This window comes from Symplocastrum torsivum (assembly GCF_059505465.1).
In genome coordinates this window covers 20264-42006 of the sequence record NZ_JCACKQ010000054.1, presented here as the reverse complement: position 1 = coordinate 42006, position 21743 = coordinate 20264, and the positions used below count along the sequence as shown (strand labels likewise).

Annotated in this window: 13 protein-coding genes; 8 read left to right on the top strand and 5 right to left on the bottom strand. The window is 45.7% G+C overall.

What is annotated here, in order from left to right:
• Positions 1-5: 5 nt before the first annotated feature.
• Entirely contained in the window at positions 6-1229 is a 1224-nt protein-coding gene (locus AC5JL3_RS17685; protein ID WP_496075733.1) for an esterase-like activity of phytase family protein, read from the bottom strand.
• A 117-nt stretch (positions 1230-1346) separates the two neighbouring features.
• On the opposite strand from AC5JL3_RS17685, the gene AC5JL3_RS17680 reads away from it, so the two are divergent.
• Both AC5JL3_RS17680 and AC5JL3_RS17675 read left to right on the top strand, forming a co-directional pair.
• Complete coding sequence (locus tag AC5JL3_RS17680) at positions 1347-2582, top strand: tetratricopeptide repeat protein (RefSeq protein ID WP_496075732.1); 1236 nt, start codon at positions 1347-1349, stop codon at positions 2580-2582.
• 678 nt (positions 2583-3260) lie between these two features.
• Positions 3261-3527, top strand: a complete 267-nt coding sequence (locus AC5JL3_RS17675; RefSeq protein ID WP_496075731.1) for a hypothetical protein — start codon at positions 3261-3263, stop codon at positions 3525-3527.
• 121 nt (positions 3528-3648) lie between these two features.
• Here AC5JL3_RS17675 and argZ read toward each other — a convergent pair whose 3' ends face one another.
• On the bottom strand, positions 3649-5757 hold the full coding sequence (gene argZ / locus AC5JL3_RS17670; RefSeq protein ID WP_496075730.1) for a bifunctional arginine dihydrolase/ornithine cyclodeaminase: 2109 nt from the start codon (positions 5755-5757) through the stop codon (positions 3649-3651).
• A 222-nt stretch (positions 5758-5979) separates the two neighbouring features.
• Entirely contained in the window at positions 5980-13233 is a 7254-nt protein-coding gene (locus AC5JL3_RS17665; RefSeq protein WP_496075729.1) for an amino acid adenylation domain-containing protein, read from the bottom strand.
• A 693-nt stretch (positions 13234-13926) separates the two neighbouring features.
• Between AC5JL3_RS17665 and AC5JL3_RS17660 the strand changes: the two genes are divergently transcribed.
• From AC5JL3_RS17660 to AC5JL3_RS17650, 3 genes are all read left to right on the top strand, one after another.
• On the top strand, positions 13927-14952 hold the full coding sequence (locus AC5JL3_RS17660; protein WP_496075728.1) for a rhodanese-like domain-containing protein: 1026 nt from the start codon (positions 13927-13929) through the stop codon (positions 14950-14952).
• Between the two features lie 82 nt (positions 14953-15034).
• Positions 15035-15781: a sterol desaturase family protein gene (locus AC5JL3_RS17655; RefSeq protein WP_496075727.1), complete on the top strand. Its 747-nt coding sequence runs from the start codon at positions 15035-15037 to the stop codon at positions 15779-15781.
• Between the two features lie 145 nt (positions 15782-15926).
• Positions 15927-16724 carry a YdcF family protein gene (locus tag AC5JL3_RS17650; protein ID WP_496075726.1) on the top strand — a complete coding sequence of 266 codons (798 nt, stop codon included), beginning with the start codon at positions 15927-15929 and terminating at the stop codon, positions 16722-16724.
• Between the two features lie 58 nt (positions 16725-16782).
• On the opposite strand, the gene egtC is transcribed toward AC5JL3_RS17650, so the two are convergent.
• Complete coding sequence (gene egtC / locus AC5JL3_RS17645; protein ID WP_496075725.1) at positions 16783-17583, bottom strand: ergothioneine biosynthesis protein EgtC; 801 nt, start codon at positions 17581-17583, stop codon at positions 16783-16785.
• A gap of 1015 nt (positions 17584-18598) precedes the next feature.
• Here egtC and AC5JL3_RS17640 point away from each other — a divergent pair.
• Genes AC5JL3_RS17640 through AC5JL3_RS17630 form a run of 3 tightly spaced genes read left to right on the top strand, consistent with a single transcriptional unit; the run spans position 18599 to position 20782 of the window.
• Positions 18599-20056, top strand: a complete 1458-nt coding sequence (locus tag AC5JL3_RS17640; RefSeq protein ID WP_496075724.1) for an aminotransferase class V-fold PLP-dependent enzyme — start codon at positions 18599-18601, stop codon at positions 20054-20056.
• A 29-nt stretch (positions 20057-20085) separates the two neighbouring features.
• Entirely contained in the window at positions 20086-20628 is a 543-nt protein-coding gene (locus tag AC5JL3_RS17635; RefSeq protein ID WP_496075723.1) for a TVP38/TMEM64 family protein, read from the top strand.
• Positions 20549-20782: a hypothetical protein gene (locus tag AC5JL3_RS17630; RefSeq protein WP_496075742.1), complete on the top strand. Its 234-nt coding sequence runs from the start codon at positions 20549-20551 to the stop codon at positions 20780-20782. The genes AC5JL3_RS17635 and AC5JL3_RS17630 overlap by 80 nt, the downstream gene beginning before the upstream one ends.
• Positions 20783-20860: 78 nt before the next feature.
• Here the strand turns inward: AC5JL3_RS17630 and AC5JL3_RS17625 are convergent, their stop codons facing one another.
• On the bottom strand, positions 20861-21679 hold the full coding sequence (locus AC5JL3_RS17625; RefSeq protein ID WP_496075722.1) for an AraC family transcriptional regulator: 819 nt from the start codon (positions 21677-21679) through the stop codon (positions 20861-20863).
• Positions 21680-21743 lie beyond the last annotated feature (64 nt).

The window sequence follows — 21743 nt, the reverse complement described above, 5'->3', positions numbered from 1 at the left end:
AACCCTTAGCGCACGCGATTGAGTCGGAATAACAGAAACTGGGTGATCTGGATATCGTTAAAGTTGTCATCACTCACTAAAACTAAACTCTGTGTGCCATCAGGCAGACGAGGACCAAGAGCCATTCCCTCCAAGTTATCCAAGTAAATGCCCAACTTACTCAAGTCCAACAGCAACTTTTTCTGGACAATATTAATTCTGGATAAGTCACCCTTGAGTGTCGGGATACCGGAGGTATCGGTTGCCGCACCTACTGCTAGCTGAAAAATTTTTGCCCCTGCACCCGACAACAAACCATAGCTGCGTTCAAGGCTGAGGAAGTGACCGCCAGTATCCACGGTGGCTAAATCAGTCAAGCCGTTGCCTGCAGCACCATCCGGTAGAGGGTCAAGTAGGTAAACATGTTCAGTAACCAGTGTCGGTGGCGCAACACCTCCAATTAGATAGTGCATCAAACGAATTCGAGTTTGCTCGATCGAAGTGGCTGGCAAGCTGTCTTGGAAGAGGGCAGACTCAGTTGCCGTAAACAGGCGGTAGGGGTCACCACCAGCAGCGGCTAAGCTTCCTAGTTCAAGGGTTAGGGACTCGAATCCTAAATTTTCCCGAATCCCACGAGGAGGTTGGTCTTCCTTTGTCGGGTCACTGGGGAGATAGCGTTCTGGAATTCGTAAACCTTGTTTTTGCTGTCCTGTTTTTAAATCAAATTCTTCGATGAACGGAGCAATTCCCTGGCTGGGAACGCCTTCACTGGAGATGAAGACGGTGCCTTTGGGAGAAATAGCAATACCTTCAGGGTCAAGACTGCCCTTAGCAAACGGTTCGCCGTTCTTATCAGTAAGGAAGGTAACGTCTTCAACTTCTACTTTTTCTAAGCTCATCTTCTCAGTTAAGAGGGGATCGAGAGTGAGCTTCAGAGTGTAAAACCGGGCTGGGGCAAATTGAGAACGGTCATCAGAGAGGGCATAAAAGCGATCTCGTTGGCGGTCATAGGTCAATGCCGACAACCCGCCAACAGGTGTATCCTTAAACTTCATCTTGGGTAGCTGGTACTCCCCTAAGAACTCGAGGGAAAGATTAAGAAATGTTCGCTGTTCTGCCGTAATCGCTTCAGAGGGTTCACAAGCCGTTGTTAGAAAACTTAGGAGTATCGTTACCAAAACCAATAGTAGGGAAAACAACCTGCCAGAGGTGCGTACCCTGGAGTTGTTAGGGTTTACCAACTGATTCATAAGGAGTTGTTAGAAAGCAGATTGAGGAGTGGGTACCGTCGTAATTTAAAGTATTTCCGTACAGAGGTGAGCAGAAACTCTGGGTTTAATTTAAGCGTCAATTCGACTGTGAGTACTATGACTAAGGTGATATTTAATCTTTTACAACCTAAACTTCTGAAATGGGGCAAGACAGCATTCTGGACAGCAACGTTCCTGCTGTGTTTCAGTGCTGTTGCTGTCGCCAAACCCAATGAGGCTGAGCCTCCCAACCCTCTGGAAATTACCACTCCTGACCCTCTGCTGCCCAATCCGCCTCTAGAACGGGTCTTAACCCCCTTGGAACAGGCAAACCTCAGGGAGGCGTTGGATCAACTGAACGAACAGGCAGCGGCGCAACTTAGCGCAGGGAATCCAATAGAAGCCTATAAAATCTGGTACCGGGAAATTCGTTTGCGGCGAGTGCTAGGCGGGTCCCTCGAAGAGGTGCAAGCTTTAGGTAGAGTTGGGGAAATTGCCTGGAGTCAAAATTCCAAACCAGAGGTGCAGCTAGTTACGGCACGCCTGGAAACGATTCAGAAAGAGGCAGAGACGAAGAAAACTTTAGATGAGCCACTTTTGAGGGCGTTGGGTAGAGCTTATGAGCAGATACGAGTGCCGGGACAAGCGCTGAAGGTGTACGAGCAAATTCTGGCAACCGAGCGTCAGAGGAACGATCCGGCGGCAGTTGAGACAACGCTAAAGACGATTGCACAATTGCACTTGGCTTGGTTTGACTACCCGAAGGCAGCGGCTGCTTATGAGGAATTGCTGGCGACGGCGCAGGCAAAAGGCGATCGCGTTAACCAACTCGTTTACCTCAAAGAGCTAATCAACCTCTACGACAAATCCAAGCAACCGGAAAATGCTCTGCGAACGAAGCAACAACTGGTAGAAAAGTACCTAAATGAACAAGACTTTACCCAAATCCCAGCCCTGAAAATTGCGATCGCGGCTGACTATGAAGCGCTGAATCAACCTGAAGAAGCGAGTCAAAACTACCAGGAAGCCTATACTCTCGCTTTCTCCTCACAGCAGTTTGCCTACGCCAGTGATGCTCTGCTAAAGCTAGGAAACCTTTATCGTTCTCATAGCCAACCGGACTTTGCATTACAGGTTTATGATGTTCTCCTCAAAGTAGAGCAGCAGTCCTATAACTACTATGGCTTGATGAATGCTTATGACCAAATGGGTCAGATTCATCTAGAGCAGAAAAACTACGCTCAAGCCCTAAGTGCGTTTCAACAAGGGTTGGAATTAGCTAAGTCGTTGCAGTATCAGGAAAGTTACTTTTCGGCTCAAATTGAGCGAGTCAACCAGCAGAGTTCACAGTAGGCTTTTACTAAGTTGCGCCCAGACCTCAGTCGCCAGTCCTCTTCACCTTCACCAAGTTGTCCTTTGCACAGAGCTTTCTCATAGTGTACGGGCGCAATCAATTGTGCCTGTATAAACATATAGCAATCCTAAATGAGATTCAAACGAAAACCTCTCGTAATCACCTTTCTGTAAGGGTCGGGTGTTCGTAAATCAAATAGGATTGCTATAGTAATTCACTAAACTTTATAAACCAATCATCGGACTCAATGCTTTTATGAGAGCTTTGAGATAGCTAAATACTTTATTAAATAAGGCTAGTAGGCTTTTTGTAATTTCCAGCAGGTAACTTTCCTTAACGATTTTCTTAAGAATTAAATAGTAGCTAATAATACGAAAATTAATTGATTTTAATAATAGATTGTTTGCCAGATTCAAGGAGAACAAGACAAGAATCCCTCTTAAGGGTACTGTAATTGCTCGCAAGACTTTGCCAATATAAAAGAAAGCTACTTTCAGAGTTTCCAGCCAATTAACTGGTAAAACTATCCGGAACTAATAGATAAAGCCTTGAAGTACAGAAAAAATCAAGCGTGACTATTGAAGGGTTAGAAGTACTAAAAGATACAAAATCTCGGTTTCCAACCCTTTGTTAAGCAACCGGAACCAATAAACCTGAACTGAATAAAGGAGTTTCCCATGCCACGACAAATGTGCTGGTTAGCAAGTTTTGGAGGCAATGAACAAAAAATTTTGCATTTGCGGACTTCCCCTCATGAAGCTTGGCGTCCCTACACAGCATTTCCTCAGTATGCTGCCCCAGACTATCAAATACCAAGAGGTTCTAAGGGTTGGGCAACCTATCAGAAATTAAGACAAGCTGGCTGGGTTTTGGTATCTAGCCAGGAGGAAACGGCTAGTCAGTGTGAAGAACTTGGTAGCAGCAAGTTAGCCCAAAGTGCGTAAGCGATCGCCTGTTGGACTAGAGGAACCGATGGGGAAAAGGTTAAAAAGAAAGGGGAAGGTTCTTAATTTTTACCTTTCCCCTTTGCCTAAAAACAATTTGTTCTTTGTGAGTTTATTGAGACTAGACAGCCTTGAGGTAAGGACTAGTCAACTTATCCAACTGTTGCACTAAGAGGCTGAGGAACAAACCAACATCCGTAACAACGCCAGTGGATTCGACTGAACCGCGATCGCTCAATTTTGTCACTACGGCTGGGTTGATATCCACACAAACCATCTTCACCCCTGCTGGGGTCATATTCCCAACCCCAATGGAATGGAGCATTGAGGACAACATCAAAATCATGTCTGTCCCTTCCAGCAGATTGGCATACTCAGTTTGCGCTTTGATCAAATCCATCTGAGTATCTGGCAGGGGACCATCATCGCGGATTGAACCAGCGAGAGAAAATGGCACGTTGTTATGGACGCACTCATACATGACACCCTTGGTAAGGACACCCTGCTCTACGGCAGCAGCAATATTGCCATAGCGACGAATCAGGTTAATTACCTTTAAGTGGTGTCGATGTCCACCCCGAACCGGGACACCGCGTTTCATATCCACACCAAGAGAGGTTCCCATTAAGGATTGCTCAATGTCGTGAACCGCGATCGCATTTCCTCCCAGAAGCGCCTGCACATAGCCTTCCCGAATCAGACGCGCTAAATGCTGACTCCCGCCTGTGTGAATCACCACAGGGCCTGCTGTTACGACAACTTTACCGCCTCGGTCACGAAGCTGGCGCAGTTCCCAAGCAATTTGCTCGACAACCAATTCCACCCGACGCTCACTAGAGACACCAGCACCCATGAAGCTAAATTCTTGGGTATTGCGTTGCTCTCTCGATTCAGTCTTCCGCACCGTGCGGATACCATCAACACCAACAACAACCTGTTCCCCAACTTCCAAATCCCGCAGCAGCTTGCAGCGAGCAATCGAGCCTTCGGGAGTAAAGATAACTGCGATCGCACCATCCATACGCTGCTGAAGCACTTTCACCCACTCGCCCTGAATTCGTACCTCAGTTGGGTAGATCGTCGTGACATAAAAGTCATCCGGAGCCACACCGTTTTGCTCTACAGGCTCCAGATTGATATCACAGACTTCTTGCGGAGGAGCGACAGCACCCAGATCGATGAGCTGGGTCATCATCTCTTCCATGACCTCGTGGGAAGGGGCTGACACCTTTACCTCAGCGCTTGAGGTACTTTGCCGCTGTTCTCCCAGGTTGAAATTGAGAATCTGGAAGCTACCCCCACCTTCGACAATTGTGTCTAGAGCACGGCTAATGATCCCAGAGTCGAGTAGATGTCCATCCATCCGCACGATGCGACTTTCTACTGATACATTGGCATGGACTTCGGTGCGTACTGGCTCAGTGACTCGTAGTGTCAGGCACTTAGCCGCACCACCCGCCTTCAAGAATTCCGTTAGTGGTGTCTCAACCACTTCAAAGCCAACTGCCGCCATACGTTTTTTGAGGCTATCGCTGGCTTTATTCATCACCACAACTTGGTCAATATTGACCGCATTGCAGGCAAAGTTTGCCGCATCCGCTTCTTCAATCGCAATCCGCTTCTCTGGTGGCACCCGCATCTCAATTAAGCGGTTGGAGTAGGCATCAAAAGCGGGTGGATAGTAAAGTAAATAGCCACCTGCAAGGGGACAGAAGCAGGTATCCAGGTGATAGAACCGCTCATCCATCAGGCGTAGCGATACCACTTCAATGTCCAGCCATTTTGCTAGGTAAGGATGGGAGTCGAGTTCTGAGCGGAAGCCATAGCCTGCCCACAGCCAGCGTCCTTCGCGATCGAGCAGAGCATCACCTGCACCTTCAAAGGGTAGGTCTTTGGGCAGCTCATGCACGGTGTAGCCTTGTGACTCAAACCACTGCTTGAAGTAAGGCTCTTCACCCTGGCGTTCTTTGTGGAAGAAGCGGCTCAGTACGACAGTTTTACCTAAGACCAACCCAGCATTGGCCGTAAATACCATATCCGGCCAACCGGGTTGAGGTTCAACTAAATCAACGAGTGTGCGGTCTTTGAGGATGTAATGAAGCTTTTGCCACTGTTCAACGGCGCGATCGCGTGAGGACTTGTGAATATTCCCCTCCATCCAGGGATTAATCACATAATCCACGTCGTAGTGGTCAGGAGCACACATGAGGAAGCGAATCGAATCAGTCATAATCGATTTAAGATAAGGTAGACGCCGACAATCCAGAGTTAGCAAGCAATTGAAAAGAGTTCACGCAGTTGTGACTCCTGAGCCGTTCAGGAGGCATGGGCTGATGGGCGCTTTCAAAGACTAATCCTCTATTCTAGAATGCTGGCGCTCATCCCACACCTTATACTTCGCTATAGATGACCGCCTCGCTCATTTCAGGAAGACCTTCATCATCCTTCGCTCTTACACACGGGTTTCGGAGGAGCAGGTTGACATTGCCAAGGCCTTACTGAGGCAATCCCTCAATTTTTCAGCCAAGCCCTGGACGTGGGGCTCTTTTAACATGCTAAGGTGATCGCCAGAAACCTGATGGATTTCTAACCCGCCAGTCACCAAATCGCCCCAACCGAATTCAGGGTCAAGGGAATAGTTAATACGGTCTTCAAATTCATGTTTGCTAGCCCGAAACAGGGTGACTCGACCGGGATAAACTTGCGGGACGTAAGCTTGTGATGCCTGAGTATTTAGCTTTCGATAGGTGAATTCTAAAAGAGGCGGAGGCAAAGGATGTCTGATACTCTGATAGAACTTGCACTGTAGCTCCTGGCAGTATCTCTCAAGGTTTCCCTGCGATCCCTTCATCTTCTCGTGCAGCTTTTCCAGAATATAAGCAGGTCCGCGTTGTGAAAGGTTACGCAAGTAAACAGAGAGGCGATCGCTACTTGGCGAGTATTTGACGGCATTCTTTGTCCTGGTATCTAACAACACCAGCAGAGCTACCTTCTGACCTTGTGCAAGCAGTTGCTGAGCCAACTCGAAAGCCACCTCGCCTCCAAACGATACGCCGATTAGATGATATGGACCTTCCGGCTGAAGGATACGCATTTCCTTGATGTAGAAAGCAGCTAGGTCTTCAACCCGATTGGGAGGCACCTGTTTTTTATCCAGAGTCGCAATCTCAGTCGTTAATCCATACATCGGTTGCTCTGGGTCCATATAACGTGCCATAGGACGGTAAAATTCTAGACCCCTGCCAAGTACGTGGATGCAGAATAGAGGTGGTTTAGAACCCCCTGGCTGAATCACCATCAGAGAGGAACAAGAGGGTGCCCCTCCTCCCTCACGGAACATATTAGCCAATTGCTCGATCGTAGGTGATTGGAACAGAGTAGCAATCGGGAGACTTTTGCCAGCGACCTTCTCGATTTCATTCCATAAGGTTGCCGCTAGTAGAGAGTGCCCTCCTAATTCAAAGAAATTGTCCCTCACACCTATAGGCTGGATACCCAGAACTTTTTCCCATACTTTTGTAAGCTGGCGTTCTAACTCATTGCGGGGAGCGACAAAGGTTTTTTCCAACTCTTGACTAGTTTGGTCTGGTATGGGCAGAGCCTTGCGATCAATCTTCCCATTAGGGGTTAGGGGCAGAAGGTCTAGCATTACAAAGGCAGAAGGCACCATGTAGTCGGGCAGAGTCTGTTTGAGGAAGCTTCGCAGTTCATTAATGGTAGGTGCTTGACCTTTTTGAGGAATTACATAAGCCACTAGGTACTTGTTACCGGGACGGTCTTCTCTGGCAACGATTAGAGTTTCTCGAACCTGTGGATGTTGAGTCAGGACAGTTTCAATTTCTCCAAGTTCAATACGGAAGCCACGAATCTTCACCTGATGGTCAAGGCGACCGAGAAACTCAATGTTGCCATCCGGTAAGTAGCGCCCCAAGTCTCCTGTTTTGTAGAGGCGAGTGCCCGACGTATCGCTCAATGGATTGGGAATGAATCGTTCTTGGGTCAACTCCGGACGATTGAAGTAGCACCGAGCAAGACCATCACCGCCAATATGTAACTCTCCAGTTACCCCGATGGGAACAGGCTGTAATTGGGAATCCAGGATGTAAAATTGTTGGTTCGCTAAAGGCTTGCCGTAGGGAATGCTTTTCCAGGTAGCATCAACCGTTTCAATCGGGTAGTAGATAGACCAGATGGAAGCTTCAGTAGCACCGCCTAGACTGATGACCTGGACTTTTTCAGAGAGAGCTTTGAGTTGATTGGGCAAGGTTACCGGAATCCAGTCGCCGGAGAGGAGTACTAAACGCAGAGAAGGCAGTGAAACATTAGATTGGTTAGCAACATAGCTCACGAACAGCTGCATCACAGGTGGTGCCGAATTCCAGAACGTGACTTGCTCTTTCACCATCAGTTCCAGCCAATGGGCAGGATTCGGTCCAAGTGAGGCTTCGGGGACAATAATTGTCCCTCCAACTGCCAAAAGTCCAAACACATCGTAAACCGATAGATCGAAGTTGAGAGAGCATACTGCCAAAAGCCGATCCTTGGTACCGACCTGAAAGCGCTCGTTGATGTCGATAATGGTGTTGACGGCACCACAATGCTCGATCGCAACGCCCTTCGGCTTACCAGTAGACCCAGATGTATAGATGATGTAAGCCAAGTTGTTGGGACGAACATCACTGACCGGATTTTCTTGACTTTGTTGAGAGATGACTTCCCAGTCTTTATCCAAGCAGACCACATGCGCCTCATATTCGGGAAGCTTGGTTACCAATTTCTCCTGAGTCAATAGCACTGGCGCTTGTGAATCCGACAATAGGTCGGCTAAGCGCTCTTTGGGATAGTTTGGGTCTAAGGGTACGTAAGCTCCACCCGCCTTAAGGATGCCCAATAGTCCCGCTATCATCTCTAAGGAGCGTTCTACAAAAATGCCGACCAGCACCTCTGGTCCTACTCCTAAGGCTTGTAAGTGATGCGCGATTTGGTTTGCTCTGGCGTTCAACTCCCGGTAGGTCCACGGCTGGTCTTTATACTTGACCGCCACCGCATCGGGGGTTTGTTCGACTTGGGCTTCAAATAACTGATGGAGAAAAGTGTCCTTAGGGTAATCTGCTTGTGTATCGTTCCACTCCACCAGCAACTGATGCCGTTCCGCTTCACTTAGCAGGGGGAGTTCTAAGATATGCTGTTCTGGATTAGTGGCGATCGCTTCCAGTAAAGTCTGAAAATGCCCTGTCATCCTGGTGATTGTAGCCGCATCAAACAAGTCTGTTTTGTATTCCCATCGTCCCTTCAGTCCTTGCTCAGTCTCCTCCATTAACAGGTTCAGATCGAACTTTGCCGTTTTGGTTTCGACATCCCAGTGAGTTAGGCTCAGACCAGGTACTTCTAGCTTCGTCAAAGCATTATCCAAAACAAACATCACTTGAAACAGCGGATGATAGCTTAGATTTCGCTCTGGGTTCAAGACCTCCACCAGTTGCTCAAAGGGTACATCCTGGTGAGCATAAGCATCCAAGGCAACCTGTCGTACCCGACGCAGTAACTCAGAAAACGTCGGGTTCCCCTGGAGGTCTGTACTTAGCACCAGAGTATTGACAAAAAAACCAATCAATGAATCAGTTTCACTTCGGTTCCGGTTGGCAATGGGGGAACCGACGAGAATATTCTCCTGATTGCTGTAGCGGGAGAGTAACGTCGCGAAGGCAGCTAGGAGGGTCATGTACAATGTGCCCCCTGACTGTTGACTTAAAATTTTCAGCCTTTGCGTCAGCTCGGCATTAAGTTGGAAGAATTCAGCACGACCCTGGAAGCTTTGAATGGCGGGACGAGGGCGATCGGTGGGCAATTCCAACAGTGCTGGTGCTCCTGCCAATTGTTGCTTCCAGTAGTTGACTTGAGTTTCCAGAACCTCACCCTTGAGCCACTGACGCTGCCAATGGGCGAAGTCAGCATACTGAATGGGGAGTTCCGGTAAGGGAGAAGGTACTCCTTTGGAAAAGGCGTTGTAAAGGGCAGCCAACTCGCGGATGACTATTCCCATTGACCAGCCATCACTGACGATGTGGTGCATCGTCACGACCAATACATGCTCCTCCTCTCCCAGTCGCAGCAGAGTAACTCGCACTAAAGCTCCCTGCGTCAGATCGAACGGCTGTTGAACCTCCTCGGTCGTCAACCGTTGCGCCTCAGCAAACCGATCTGCTTCAGGAAACGCTTGCAAGTCCACGATAGATAGGGGTACGGTCAAGTTCGCAGCAATTGTCTGGACGGGAGATGAATTGACAGCTAAGAACGTGGTACGCAGGACTTCGTGACGCCGAATAATTTCTGCGATCGCTTTCTCCAAAACCTCTACCTGGAGTAAACCACTTAGGTGCAACGCGATCGGCAGGTTGTAGGTAGGACTTTGACCGTCCAGTTGGTCGAGAAACCACAGTCTAGCTTGACCAGAGGATAGGGAGAGTGTCCCGTCTCGGTCAATGGGCTGTATTGGAGGTACCGCTTGGCTCTGGTGGCGAGACGCATCGATACGCTCAGCTAAAGTCGCTACAGTAGCAGAGTCAAATAGAAATTGAACAGGTAACTCTACAGAAAAGGTATCGCGCAGCCGCGAAATGAGTTGGATGGCGAGTAATGAATGCCCGCCTAACTCAAAGAAGTTATTGTGAATGCCGACTTCAACGTTTAAGATATCGCCCCAGATCGTGGCAAGAATTTCTTCAGTGGGGGTGCGAGGTGCGACAAAACTACCATCGAGTTCCTTGCGGGATGTCTCCGGTATTGGTAAAGTGCGGCGGTCTATTTTACCATTAGGAGTCAAGGGCAGAGCCTCTAGCATCACAAACGCTGAGGGCACCATATAAATTGGTAACCTCTCCTTAAGAAAGCTGCGTAGTTCCGTTATTGTAGGGATTTGAGCTTGATTGGGAACAACATAAGCCACCAAGCGTTTGTCACCTGGTACGTCCTCCCGAGCTATGACTACGGTTGTCCGGACACCTGAATGCTGATCTAATACGGTCTCAATTTCCCCTGGCTCAATGCGTACCCCTCGAATCTTGACTTGGTTATCGATACGACCGAGGATTTCAAGAGAGCCATCGTAACGGTAGCGTCCGCGATCGCCAGTGTGATAGAGCAAATCTTGTGGGTCATCTCGGAAGGGATTAGGTACAAACCGCCGCTGATTTTCTTCAGATGCGTTGATATAGCCTAGACTGCGGAAAGGTGTACGTATCACAATTTCGCCTGCTTCACCGATGCCGCACAATTGGTTGTTTTTGCCTAAAATAAGTCCTTGAGTTTCAGGCTGTGGCCAACCCACTGGCTGTACCCCAGAGAGTAAATCGCGTGGTACTTGGTAGCAGAACTTCGCTAGAGTTGTCTCTGTCGGACCATAAAAATTGGCAATTTCGCCGGAATTAGGGAATGCCTCGCGCCATTGGCGTATTAGTGTTTCTTGCAGGGGTTCTCCAGCAAAGAACACCCATCGTAAGGAGCCTAGAGAGATTCCTGGCGACACCTTGAGTAACCAAGTTTGTGCTAAAGAAGGCACTGTATGCAGCAGAGAAATTTGTTCGCGTTCCAACCAAGGCAAAATTTGAGTCGGTTCGAGGTAGTCTTCTAAAGCTGGTAAAAAAAGGGTAGCTCCACTCGTCAAAGGCAGGAAAATATCCCTAAGCACAACATCAAAAGAGAGACCTGTTAATTGGGCACTGCGGTCTTGCTGTCCTACTGCAAACGTCTGCCGTTGCCAGGTGAGAAAGTGACTTAATCCTTTATGGCACCCCAACACCCCCTTGGGTACACCCGTGGTGCCCGAAGTAAAGAAAATATAGGCGGCGTCATCAAAAGACAGTTCTGGCAAGCTGAGTGCTTCTGGTTTTTTTGCTACCTCTGGCGTATTGATGGCTCTGCCTGTGTCTGAGTCTACCTGGATGATTGTGAGGGACTCACTGAGCCACTCATCTTCTGGTCTGTACTCCCCAATGTATAAGAGACTCTTAGCTTTGGCTGCCCGGAGCATAAGCTGCTGCCGTTGCAAGGGTAGGTTCCAATCAATAGTTAGTAAAACTCCCCCACTTAAGAAGACACCGAGCATACTGGCAATTAGCCCAAAGCTGCGGGAACCAAAAACCGCCACTGTGTCTCCCCGGTCAACCCCATCAGTGAGCAAAATCTGTGCCAGATCACGGGCGCTTTGAGCCAACTGTGCGTAAGTCAAGCTGCGATCGCCTTGGCAAAGTGCTAGATGTTCCGGTGTACGATTTACCCAATCAGTAAAAAGGGTTGTTACCAGTTCGTACTGTGGCTGAGCTTGAACAGGACAAAGTATCTGGGCTGGATTTGGCAAGAGTAATTTAGCTTTAGGAGTTACTAGAGAGATATTGGCGATTCTTTCCTCTGGGTGTTCCACAACCTGCTCCAGCAAATGCTGGAATTGCTCTAGAATCGAAACAATCGTTGCTTGCTCAAAGTGCTGAGCGTCGTAATCAATTTTCAGTAACAACTCTGGGTATGCAAAACCAGAGACGGTAAGGGGGGAATTTATCTGTTTAATCAGCTCAAACTCTCGGTTCTCCCAGCAAGCATCCTGTAAGACACAATTGAGCGGGTAATTTTCAAACTCTAAAATGCTTTCAAATAGGGACGTTTCCTCGGGTACCTCGCCCCACTTTTGAATCTGTACCAACGGAGTCTGCTCGTAGTTTCCTAAAGCAATCCACTGCGACTGTAATTTTTTCAACCAAGGTAGCAGTGACATCTCATGTTCCACCTGCACCCGCATCGGTAGTATGTTGGTGAAACGTCCAACTATTGACTCCATACCGTCAAGCGCCGATGGTCGATAGTCTCTAACTGTACCGAAGACCACATCTTCTTGTCCGCTATAACGGCTTAGCAGTAAAGCCCAAACTCCCTGAACTATTGTATGGAGAGTTAGTTCATGTTCCTTAGCCAGGGATTGTAATGCTGAGGTTGCCTCGATGGATAATCGGACTTCTTGCACTCCATAGGATTTTGTCCACGTTTTTGAATCTGTTGCCACTGACAACTGGCTGTGGAACCCTGGTAACGGGGTAGGTGTGGTGAAACCGCGTAATAACTGCCGCCAGTATGCTTCGGCTTGGGTTGGCAAGTACTGATGTAACTGAGTTACGTTGTCTTGATAGGGACAAGATTCTGGTAATTGATACTCCTGATTTTGGCAGATTGCCTCGTAAACTGAGAAAACTTCCTTCAGGACAATTAACAGTCCTTGATCGTCCAGCAGCATGGGGTGGAAAGTCCAAACAAGCTTATAGTCAGATTCAGCCAATTGGAACACTGCCAAGCGCATCAGTAGTGCTTCGTTGAAGTCGAAACCCCTTTTGCGATCGCGTTGAAGATAATCTTGTAGTCTGTTTTCTTGTTCTGAGGTAGAAAGTTGACACCAGTCTTGCTGTTCCACTGGCAGTTTCATCTGATGAGAAGCCGACTGCACGAGTTGATTTGAAGAGTCCTCATGAAAGCGGCTTCTCAACACAGGATACTGCTCTAAAACTCGATGCCAACTTTGGATTAAAGCCGAGACATTCAGGTTTTCATCCAAGCTACCAATTAATTGCTTAATGTAATAATATCGCTGCGGTTCGTATGCCCTTGCTGCCAGTAGCATTTGTTGATCGCTTGACACTGAACAAGAGTAGTAATCTTTAAACATCTCTTCCAATCCTAAAGTTAGCTTATGTTTTTTTAGGGAGATGAAATTTATTTTGAATATCCCATTAAAACTTTCATATTAAGTATAACCACTCATTAAGAAGAGTGTAACTATTCACTAGCTAGGTTTATTAAAACTTTTATTATCTTTTCAAAATATTTCTCGTTTAAATTAATCCCATTAGTATAGCAATCCTAAATTGAGTTGCACATACCTCTACCTGTTTCCCTTGTTCTTCTTGTTTACGAATTAAATAGGACTGCTATATCCGTTTAATATATTTTTAAAACAGTTTGCAATCCTTGACATGAAGAGCTTACTGTGTTAAAAAACAGAAATTTTAATTAGGAAATACGGCAATACAATGAATGCTTTAGGAATTATAAAATTCTACAATTAAAGCATATTGCTTGAGTTTTATTAGATAAATAACTTGTGATATTTATTCTCTATAAATTCTTTATTCAGTCTTTAAAAAAAACACAGGCTTTTAAAGATTACTCAAAAAGAAGCAGATTTGATTTAAGTTTTCAAAGTCAGACAATAAGCTATAAACATCAGACCGTATTCAGCCAAAAGTTATACACCTGTAAGACAGGACAGCTTAAGTTTAAGTGCATAAAACCGAATACTTAGGTCTGGGTATTTGTTTATAGCCCGACTAAATTTATTGAGCCAAGAAATTTCCCCATCATGATGAACTCCGAAGCGCAACTGTTCAAATCAATTGCTATAGGAAGTATCATTAGCAAAATTTCAGAGTTACCAGTTGTCGGAAATCGGCTTCTACAGTCTCAAGTTCCTAAAATAAGCGTAATTGAACTCAAGCAACTGCTTGACACTCAATCCTCCAACCTTTTGCTGATCGATGTCCGCTACAAGAGTGAATATGAACTTGCCAGACTTCCTGGCTGGGTTTTGGTTCCCTACCCAGAAATCCAGAGTGGGGCAGGTATTGCCAAAATCAAGCAATTGCTAGATGACAAGCGTCAGCGTCATCCCAATCGAGAACTCCACTTGGTTGTTATGTGCAAGGCTGGTGTGCGATCGGCAAAAGCTCTGGCGCTACTCAAGGAAGCCGAAATTATCGGCACCAATGTCCAAGGCGGTATCGACGCCTGGAGTAAAGAAATCGACTCATCTATCCCCCAGTACTCCATGAAAAGTATCTCTGAAGACAAGCCACGTCAGGTCAAGCAACGCTCCATAACCCAACGCTGGTTATTTGGTGGGGGTATAGCCGTGGCATTAGGAACAGTTGCTGCTGTTGCGACTGTGCGTCACAACCCAGATTTGCTCAGACCAGCCATTCAAGCAGGTATACCCTTAGAAGCGGGATCACAGTTGCCGATAGTAGGGTATGCGATTCGACAGGCACAACTCCCCCAGATTGAAGTAAAGCAACTGAAGCAATTGATCGATCGCAGGGACTCTAATTTTGTATTGCTTGATGTTCGCGATCTAGACGAGTACCAAGTTTCTCACATTCCTGGCGCAACTCTCGTACCGCTACCAGAAATCGAAAAAGGAGCAGGTATTGACAAGGTTGAATCCTTGCTCCAAAGTCGCCGCTTGATTATCTACTGCACGTCTGGGCAACGCTCTGCTAGAGCGCTGATGCTACTAAAGGATGTAGGCATTGAAGGTACTCGAGTCAACGGTGGAATCAAGGCGTGGAATGAACAGATCGACCCCTCAATGCCGCGCAAAAATTGGTGAGTGATTGACTAACTAGACACTCTCCAAGCCAGGGTAGCTTCTATCCACAACTGTCTTTATCGTATGCATTTGTAAATTCAAAATGAACAGTGCTTTTCCTACAATATTGGGCTGTCTTGTCCTATTCAGTGTTCTAGAAAACTTGTTTCCATTTTTTACCTTCAAGCAGAGCTGGACTAGCCGAATCTCCACAAATTTTGCCATTGGTCTATTAAATGCAGCAATCACCTATCTCGTCTTTGCTGCGCTCTCAAAATGGGTTTTTCCGCCAATTCATTGGTCAGGCTTATTTCACGGCATTCAACCCCATTGGTTAGTAGGAATTATATCTTTTCTTTTGCTCGACATCTATCGGTATGGTTGGCATGTATTGATGCATATGTCGTCTCTGGGCTGGCGGTTTCATCGCGTGCATCATACAGAACGCACTATGAATATCTCAACGGCTTATCGATTTCACTTCCTTGAAGTGATTTGTTCAAATTTTCCTAGAGTTTTTTTGATTTGGCTATTTGGCATCAATCCAGTTTGTGTGTTCATTTATGATGTAGCATTTGCAGCTATTCAAGTCTTTCAACATAGCAACTGGGCAGTTCCCTTAAACGTTGATAAGGTGCTAACGTATTTCATCATTACACCCAATTTTCATCGTGTCCATCACTCTCAGATTGTGAAAGAGACGAACTCAAACTATGGTAGTGTGCTGAGCGTGTGGGATAGGTTGTTTGGGACTTTTCGCTATATCCGACATCCTCAAACCATCAAAATCGGTTTAAGTGAAGAACCCCGACAACTCAATCTCCTAGACTTGTTAACCTTACCCTTTTGAAGGTTTATCCTTCCCTTGCCTTAAAGCTGAAAAGTAGTGATAAATTATCCGGATTGAAGAGGACTTATCAAGAATACTTGAAGGCAATGGACTAACACAAATACCTAGAGCAGCCAAACAAGAAGTGCCTACCTATTGACTGACAATGTTTAATTCAACATTGTGCGATCGCACACTGACTAAAGTCCCTTTGTATATTGATAGGGCACGCTATCCTTGGCTCAAACCTACTCTGATAGTACTAATAGTAACTTTGGCATTTTTCGGACTGCGCTGGGTGCTTCGGCAGAAGCGCGTGAGGCGTTGGTTAAATCAGCGAGCGTCACTTTTATTACTGTTTTGTTTGACTGCTAGCTTACCACTAATGTTTGTTTTAGTGGATAAAGCATCAATTGCTGCCCTTCCGCCCGATCCTGGTACACCAACTGATGCAATTGTTGTAATTGGACGAGGATGGCAATTTTTTCAGCGATTTTATCTCGCTGGTGACCTTTTGCAAGCTAAACGAGCACCTCGAATTTTTATTAGTGGTGTAAATGATGCCCCCATTGGAATTGAACTACTGGAAGAAAAAGGCATTTCTAAACAAGTGTTAGACGGTGAAAATTGTTCTCTGACCACCGAGGAAAATGCTGTTTTCACAGCAGCTATCTTAAAACCCCAAGGGATTCGGAAAATTCTGTTGATTACTGACCCGCCCCACATGTGGCGATCGCTACTTGTTTTCCGTGCTCAAGGTTTTACAGTGATTCCTAAGCCTAGTCCACTACCACCTTACCTAGGCTATAAAGCAGAAACCTTTCTCAAGCTAAGAGAATACGTGGGACTGGTCAGCTATAGTTTACGAGGACTGTTTTCTCCAGAGCGATCGCCTGAATCGAACAGATCCGAATTAGCGAAACTCATAGAGGAAGCCGAACAATATGGAAAGCAGCAAAAATAGGTAATTTAAGACTAAAGTGAGTCCTAAGTTACCTATTTTGATAGGAGTTATTGCCTTTCTACAAAAGTTCTTCGATTTGAACTTCGAGATTTTCTCCGACACTGAGGAGGCTATTCTTCGGGCAACTTTTCCAACTATTCCACTTGCCGACAAACAATGGTTCCGAAGCAACAATTACTGCATTGGGATAGTAGGAACCATTTTTCACCCAGTAGAGGGTGGGAGTGAAGGCGTTGTAGGCATAGCGACTAGCAACAAGACGCTTCCCGTCACTGATAATTAGGTTGGCAGAAAAGCTAGTTTGATACTCTTTAGCTAACTCAGTCAGAGTCATCAATGTTGTATGTAATGCCTTTTCTAATGGGCAGTCTGGGAAAGCCAGCAACTCATTAAGGATGAGGGCGAAAATGTGTTCGGAATCGGTAGAACCTTGAACAGATTGGTAGACTTCATCATTAACGCGATCGCGTATGGGTTTATAGAGCGTTTTACGGAAGTTGTTGATGTAGCCGTTATGGATAAATAAAAGGCGATCGGCTTGAAATGGCTGACAGTTGCTCAAGTTCAATGCCATTCCAGGTGTAGCACTGCGGACATACCCCAGCATACAGCCCGACTCAATATAACGGCTCAATTGGGGAAGATTAGTATCATGCCAAATTGGTAGTGTGCTTTTGTAAGTAAAGGGGTCAACACTATTCAACCTGTTGTACCAGCCAATTCCAAATCCATCAACATTAAGTACTCCAGCCGTCATCTCACGCGGCTGGTAAGCCTGCACAATTAGCGAATGTTCAGGTTTATATAACAGCTGCTCGAATTGAATAGCTGAACCCAGGTAGCCAAGTAATCGACACATAAGAAGTTTTAAGTTTTGAAGCGAAGGTTTGTTCTAGCTTTAGCTGATTGAGAAGAAATTAAATTCTTTTGAAGATGCAATATATAGCGTTTCTCCGTCAAGTGAGGTACATTTTTAGAGCTGAAACTATTACTAGGCAAGGATTGGTTGTACCTCATCAGTTAAGGAAACGCTATAGATTACTAGGGGTTCAATAATGCATCAGTATAAGATACAGCTAACATAATGATTTTCCAGAAAAGTATTTAATCTATTTGGCTTTAATTTAACTTAATATTTTTCATTATATATAGTGCTTCTCAAAGCAACAAGGTACAACAAGCAGAAATACAGGTAATCTATCTGTCTCCCTAATCACTAAATGTTTTACCAATTAAAAATTGCTGGTCGAAAGAAAAAAGGATATTGCGAACGGTAGAACCAGAACTTATCGAGCCTTGGATGAAGCGATTCAAAAGGCATACCAATAAGTATCCTCTCAAGACCTTGTTCATTGGTTACTCACTACTGTTAGGTATACTTCATTTATTTGAGAACTGCTATAACCTATGTTTCAGTAACTTCATCAAATCTTTTATTATTTTTCCGAGGATTTTGTAGTTTTATTACCAATGGGAACTAACCGTCAACGAAGAGAGCCGAGGAAGAGCGCAGGTCGTAACTGTAGGATTTTGCCATAGGTAGAATTGGAGTCTCAAAACAGGAGACTACCTCTAGTCTATGTCTTAACTACCTTGGCTATTGCTATAGGTGATTTTAGAAATACTTTTTTTCAGCGCTGGGATTTTACTTCAACTCTACTTGAACTATCTTCTATATTTTTAAATGTTTGAACAAGCTATCCATAAAAAAAGACATTTTTTTATAAACCAACAATAAATTATAGATACAAGCTAGTTTCATTGCTTTTCTAAAGAGAAAAATATTTATTTATTCAAAAATATTTATTTTTGAAAAGCAATCAATAATCAATCTAAAACAACAGCTAAGTAAAAGAGCGATCAGGAAATATTCAATGAACGTAAAACCGAGTACGACGGCTGTCCAACTCAAACATGTAAATTTGGCATATCCTGAGGTTATAGGAATCCGCAATCAAGTTCCTCTGCTAGACAGTCGCTATGTTCCTCAAATTTTTTTAGACAATGCTGCCAGCACAAAACCTTTTCAATGTGTCAGCAATTTTCTCCAAGAGATTCAACCGTATTACTCCAACATTCATCGCGGTAAGGGCTTTGATTCCAGTTTTTGTACACAGCGCTACCAGGAAGCGCGACATGTGGTTGGCGAATTTGTTGGTTGGGATTGCGAGCGAGACGTTGTCATCCCAGTACGCAGTACCACAGAAGGGATAAACCTATTAGCAAATATCATTCACTTTGCTCCCGGACAAACCGTTCTGACTACTCTACTAGAACACCATAGCAACGACTTGCCCTGGCGCAGGCAAGCTAAAGTAGAACATTTGCCTGTGAACGAAAAAGGACAGCTTTCCTTGGATGAGCTAGAGCGTCATTTGAAAGCTTCAAACGGTAGAGTTCGCGTGGTGAGCGTGACAGGAGCTTCCAATGTCACGGGAACAATTCTGCCCATTCACGAGATTGCCGTAATTGCACATAAGTATGGAGCGTTGGTCGTTGTAGACGGTGCCCAGTTAGTTCCCCACCGCCAAGTACAGATGAGACCCCATGATGACCCTAGCCATATTGACTTCCTGGTATTTAGCGGTCACAAAATGAACTGCCCTTTAGGAGTGGGAGCTGTCGTTGGACACCGCAACATCTTTGATGCCGCTACGCCCTACCAACCAGGGGGAGGCACTGTTTCTTCAGTCCATCTCGACCAGGTCATTTGGGCTGATACTCCGAACAGAAATGAGGCGGGCACTCCCAACATTTTAGGGCTGTTTGCTTTGGCTCGTACTATCCAAGTACTCGAATCTGTAGGCATGGAAGCTGTAGAAACTCACGAACGTTATCTCACAGCCCAACTTCTCCAAGGACTGGCACAACTGCCCCAGGTAAAAATCTTGGGTGAGAGCAATCCGGAAACTATACAAAATCGACTGGGAGTAGTGAGCTTCACAGTAGAAGGAGTTCACCATGCCTTAGCGGCTGCTATTCTCTCCTATGAGTGGGGTATTGCCGTGAGAAATGGTTGCTTTTGTGCCCAACCCCTACTGAGACATCTTCTTAAAGTTACGAAAAAACAAGATCTACTTTGTCAAGAAGAAATTCTTCAAGGAAATCAGCATAATGTTCCGGGCGCAGTTCGAGCTAGTTTGGGATTGCACAATACAGCAGCAGACATCCAAACTTTGGTTGAGGCTGTTACCTGTATTGCTCGTCAGCAATGGCAGGGCAACTACAAGCAGGATGTTATTACAGGAGAGTTTTCACCCCAAGGCTTTTGCTTTAACTTTAACGATCTTCCTGGCTTCAAGACTGAACCCAGTAATAGTTTCTATCGCTAATTGTACTCCCCTACATAGAGCCGGCATTTATGACAAATCAGCCACACTCAAACCGGGGAAGTCGAAGAATCAAACGGGTTTTTAGATATTTCCTTGTTGTCGCATTAGTCGCTATCCTAGCCTTTTTGACAAGGTATTTCAGTGTTCAGGAACTTTTAAGGAACGCTTTAGAATGGACTAATCAGCTTGGCTTCTGGAAGCCAGTGGCATTTATTGTTATCTACAATTTGGCTACTGTACTTTTTCTCCCAGGGGCGCTCATAACCCTAGGAGGAGGGGTGATTTTTGGTGTAATTTGGGGTTCGGGGTATGTTTTCATTGCAGCAACGTTGGGAGCAACAAGTGCTTTCCTAATAGGACGATACGTGTGCCGGGGTTGGGTTTGCAAACAACTCGAAGGCAATGACAAATTCAAAGCTATTGATGCAGCGATCGCCAAAGAAGGATTCAAGATAGTTTTTTTGATACGCTTTTGGGGTAACTCAGGTTTCCTTGAAAGAGTATTTTTTAGGCTCGATTGGCATGATTCCTGGAACCATTATGTATGTTTACCTTGGTTCCTTAGCTGGTGATATTGCCATGATTGGCACAACTAATCAGCCTATGGACTCTCAAGCTGAAGCCGCGCAGTGGGTGATTCGCCTAGTTGGTTTTGTTACTACTGTTGCCGTGACTGTTTATATCACTCGGATTGCTCGGAAAGCTTTGACGAATAGGGTGTCCTAGAGCGCTCCTATTCCAACTAAAAGCCCAATCATTGCGACTGGGCTTCTGTGCATATAATACTCAAGGTCACAGGCAAGTTTATTGTTCTCGATACTGATACTGTCCCGGTGTCACCCCTACCATCCGCTTAAACTGTCTTGTCAAATGACTTTGATCAGCATATCCCGTCTGCTGAGCCACTTGAGAAATCTGCCATCCTTGCGATAACAAGCATTTAGCATGAACAAGACGTACTTGGTTGAGATATCCATGAGGAGGCAAACCCACTTGCTTATGAAATGTGCGAAGCAGATAAAAGGGGCTGAGATTGGCGATCGCTGACAATTGTTCTAGTGTTACATTCTCGGTGTAGTTTGCTTCTAGATAGTCTCGTACTCGCTTGACTGAGTGCGATTCATTGCCAACAGATTTTAGATTAGGGCGCGAGTCGGCGTGTCTTGTTATCAGTTGTGCCAGTGTCCACAAAAGGCGGCAATCTTGCTCTAGTTTCGAGTTCCAACCTTCCAAAGCTTTGTGCAGTCTCAAAAGCAGTTGAGCGACTTGTTGATCTTGAATTACAGGTGTTGGAAAGTAAGGAATTTCCTGTTTTCGACCAGAGGCTTCACAAGCGGCTTGTACAAGAATGCTGGGATCGGGGTACAACACGCGGTATGTCCAACCTGTCTCATCAACAGCCTGTCCTGTATGGACTTCTCCAGGGTTAATAATTGCAATATCCCCTGCGGGCGTAACGTGAGTTTCCCCCCGATAGGCGAATTCTTCTGCCCCCTGCTCAATCACTGCGATCGCATAAGTGTCATGTGTATGTCGGCTAAATGCATGAGTAATATATCTGGCGTGCAATAACTCCAGATTGCCGAACTGTGGCTCTCGCCAGAACTTCACCTGTTCTCGCATTACTTTTAGACGGATTACTTCCTCCTATCTTAAGGAGGAAGCCATAACTTAGGTATTGATGCTA

Excerpts from the sequence above, each read along its gene's own strand:
- AC5JL3_RS17635 (WP_496075723.1), top strand. The coding sequence starts at position 20,086 with ATGACAAATCAGCCACACTCAAACCGGGGAAGTCGAAGAATCAAACGG.
- AC5JL3_RS17650 (WP_496075726.1), top strand. The coding sequence starts at position 15,927 with ATGTTTAATTCAACATTGTGCGATCGCACACTGACTAAAGTCCCTTTG.
- AC5JL3_RS17675 (WP_496075731.1), top strand. The coding sequence starts at position 3,261 with ATGCCACGACAAATGTGCTGGTTAGCAAGTTTTGGAGGCAATGAACAA.
- AC5JL3_RS17685 (WP_496075733.1), bottom strand. The coding sequence starts at position 1,229 with ATGAATCAGTTGGTAAACCCTAACAACTCCAGGGTACGCACCTCTGGC.
- argZ (WP_496075730.1), bottom strand. The coding sequence starts at position 5,757 with ATGACTGATTCGATTCGCTTCCTCATGTGTGCTCCTGACCACTACGAC.
- AC5JL3_RS17625 (WP_496075722.1), bottom strand. The coding sequence starts at position 21,679 with ATGCGAGAACAGGTGAAGTTCTGGCGAGAGCCACAGTTCGGCAATCTG.
- AC5JL3_RS17665 (WP_496075729.1), bottom strand. The coding sequence starts at position 13,233 with ATGTTTAAAGATTACTACTCTTGTTCAGTGTCAAGCGATCAACAAATG.
- AC5JL3_RS17640 (WP_496075724.1), top strand. The coding sequence starts at position 18,599 with ATGAACGTAAAACCGAGTACGACGGCTGTCCAACTCAAACATGTAAAT.
- AC5JL3_RS17655 (WP_496075727.1), top strand. The coding sequence starts at position 15,035 with ATGAACAGTGCTTTTCCTACAATATTGGGCTGTCTTGTCCTATTCAGT.
- AC5JL3_RS17680 (WP_496075732.1), top strand. The coding sequence starts at position 1,347 with ATGACTAAGGTGATATTTAATCTTTTACAACCTAAACTTCTGAAATGG.
- egtC (WP_496075725.1), bottom strand. The coding sequence starts at position 17,583 with ATGTGTCGATTACTTGGCTACCTGGGTTCAGCTATTCAATTCGAGCAG.
- AC5JL3_RS17660 (WP_496075728.1), top strand. The coding sequence starts at position 13,927 with ATGATGAACTCCGAAGCGCAACTGTTCAAATCAATTGCTATAGGAAGT.